At 73.4% G+C, this 2,715-nt stretch carries 4 protein-coding genes; all 4 read left to right on the forward strand.

Features of this window, described 5'->3' with window-relative positions:
* On the forward strand, window positions 1–1,095 hold a 1,095-nt coding region (locus tag AC2W7J_RS17300; RefSeq protein ID WP_485983931.1), incomplete at its 5' end, for a molybdopterin-dependent oxidoreductase.
* A gap of 77 nt (window positions 1,096–1,172) precedes the next feature.
* Window positions 1,173–1,820 (forward strand): fasciclin domain-containing protein, encoded by a 648-nt coding sequence (locus AC2W7J_RS17305; protein WP_485983933.1) that lies wholly within the window; start codon window positions 1,173–1,175, stop codon window positions 1,818–1,820.
* Between the two features lie 14 nt (window positions 1,821–1,834).
* Complete coding sequence (gene sigK, locus AC2W7J_RS17310) at window positions 1,835–2,461, forward strand: ECF RNA polymerase sigma factor SigK (RefSeq protein WP_485983935.1); 627 nt, start codon at window positions 1,835–1,837, stop codon at window positions 2,459–2,461.
* Window positions 2,458–2,715: zf-HC2 domain-containing protein (locus AC2W7J_RS17315; RefSeq protein WP_485983937.1), on the forward strand; the 258-nt coding region annotated here is incomplete at its 3' end. The genes sigK and AC2W7J_RS17315, both read left to right, overlap by 4 nt.

A 2,715-nucleotide genomic window follows, 5' to 3' on the forward strand; every position in this document is an offset into this window, starting at 1 on the left:
CGGCTCCGCCCACGCCGACCCCCTCGCAGCCGACGCGCCGCCGGGTCGTCGCCCTCGGCGGCACCGGCGCGGCGGCCCTGCTCATCGGGGGGGTCCGGCCAGGCCCTCATCGGCCGCTCCACGCCCCCGACCCTGACCCTGCCCGAGCCGGCCCGGCCCCTACCACCCCTGCCGAAGGGGGTCGAGGTCGGCACGGCGGGGATCTCCCCCTTCGTCACCCCCAATGCCGACTTCTACCGGATCGACACCGCGCTGCTCGCCCCGCGCGTCGACCCCGGCGAGTGGTCGCTGACGATCGACGGCGACGTGCCGCGCGAGGTCACCCTCGACATCGACGAGCTGCTCGCGACGCCCATGGTCGAGCGCGACATCACGCTCAACTGCGTCTCCAACGAGGTGGGCGGCCCCTACATCGGCACCGCCCGGTGGCTCGGGGTGCCCACCCGCGAGCTGCTCGCCCGCGCCGGTATCGACCGCGACCCGAGGGATCCCGACCTGCAGGTGCTGTCGACGTCGACCGACGGCATGACGATCTCCACCCCGCTGTCCGCGCTGCTCGACGGCCGCGACGCGCTCGTCGCCGTCGGCATGAACGGTGCTCCCCTGCCCCGTGAGCACGGCTTCCCGGCTCGCCTCGTCACCCCGGGGCTCTACGGCTTCGTCGGCGCCACGAAGTGGCTCACCCGCATGACCGTCACCCGCTACGACGCGGCGAGCGCCTACTGGACCGACCGCGACTGGGCGACCGACGGCCGGGTGCGCACCCAGGCGCGGATCGACACGCCCCGGGCGCTGCGTCGCATCCCGCCCGGGCGCACCGTCATCGGGGGCGTCGCCTGGGCGCAGCGACGGGGCATCTCGCGCGTCGAGGTGCGCATCGACGACGGCGACTGGCAGCGCGCCACCCTCGGCACCGAAGCCGACGTCGACTGCTGGCGCCAGTGGTTCCTGCCGTGGGACGCCACCCCCGGTCGGCACGACCTCACCGTGCGCGCCACCGACGGCACCGGCGAGGTGCAGACCCGTCAGGAGGCCACCCCCTTCCCCGCGGGCGCCACCGGCTGGCACTCGATCGCCGTGACCGTGACGGACTGACCCATCCGCACGCCCGACGGCTCCGAATTCCTTGTCGCACAGCCACCCACGATGACCGGAGGCACGACATGTCCCGCATGACCACGACCCGCACCGTCGCCCTGCTCGCCGCAGCCGCGCTCCCCTTCGCCCTGACCGCCTGCGGTGACGACGGCTCGGACGCCGGGGGCTCGGCCTCCTCGTCCACGAGCTCGGAGTCGATGGGGTCCGACGACTCGATGTCCTCGTCCACCGCCTCCATGGAGGCGGACGCTCCCTTCGGCGAGGGCTGCGAATCCGTGCCCACCGACGGCAAGGGCTCCTTCGACGGCATGTCGACCGACCCCGTCGCCACGGCCGCGAGCAACAACCCGCTGCTCAAGACCCTCGTCAAGGCCGTGACCGAGGCCGATCTGGCCAAGACCCTCAACTCGGCCGAGGACATCACCGTCTTCGCCCCGACCGACGACGCCTTCGCCGCGATGGACCAGGCCACCCTCGACAAGGCGATGGGCGACCCCAAGGGCCTGCTGACGACCGTGCTCACCCACCACGTCGTCGAGGGCCGCCTGACCCCCGAGGACCTCGCCGGCACCCACGAGACGCTCGCCGGCGACAAGCTCACCGTCAAGGGCTCGGGCGAGGACTTCACTGTCGGCAAGGCATCGGTGATCTGCGGCAACGTCCAGACCGCCAATGCCACGGTCTACATCGTCGACTCGGTGCTCCTGCCGACGGCGAAGTGACCTGACGCGTCATCATGGACCTCGTGCCCCCTCCTCGTGAGCAGGATCCCCCGGACGCCCCCACGGGCGCCCGCGGGGAGTCCGGCCGCGGGGGCGACGACCAGCTCGCCCACCGCCTCAAGCAAGTGGCGAAGGGGGACGAGGCCGCCTTCGCCGCCGTCTACGACGAGACGGCACCGCGCCTGCACGGTCTCGTGCTGCGGGTCCTGCGCAACCCGGCGCAGTCCGAGGAGGTCACCCAGGAGGTCTTCCTCGAGGTGTGGCGCCGGGCGAGTCACTTCGACCCGCAGCGCGGGTCGGCGATCGGCTGGCTGCTCACCATGGCCCACCGACGCGCGATCGACCGGGTGCGCTCGAGCCAGGCGTCCGTCGTGCGCGACGACGGGTGGCACGCCCGCTCGCGGGAGGTCGACTTCGACACCACGGCGGAGCACGCGACCGCCCGCATCGAGGCCGCCCGCGTGCGGGCGGCCCTCGAGGGCCTGACCGAGGTCCAGCGCGAGGCCGTGAGCCTGGCCTACCTCGGCGGCTACACCCACACCGAGGTCGCCGGTCTCCTCGACCTGCCCCTCGGCACCGCCAAGACACGTATTCGCGACGGACTCATCCGTCTGAGGGACCAGCTGGGAGTGACCCCATGAGCGACGACCTGCACAGCCTCTCCGGGGCCTACGTCCTCGACGCCCTCGACGAGGGCGAGCGCGCCGACTTCGAGGAGCACCTCGCCCGCTGCGCGACCTGCCGCGACGAGGTCGACTCCTTCGGCACGGTCCCGCCCCTGCTCGCCGAGACCGTCGCCGTCACGCCGCCGCCCGCGCTGCGAGCCGAGGTGCTGCGGCAGGCGGCGCAGACCCGCAGGACCCCCCGCCGGTGGCAGACGACCGCAGGGACGCCG

The sequence above is a fragment of the Janibacter sp. CFPM2_SD2 genome (genome assembly GCF_057364645.1).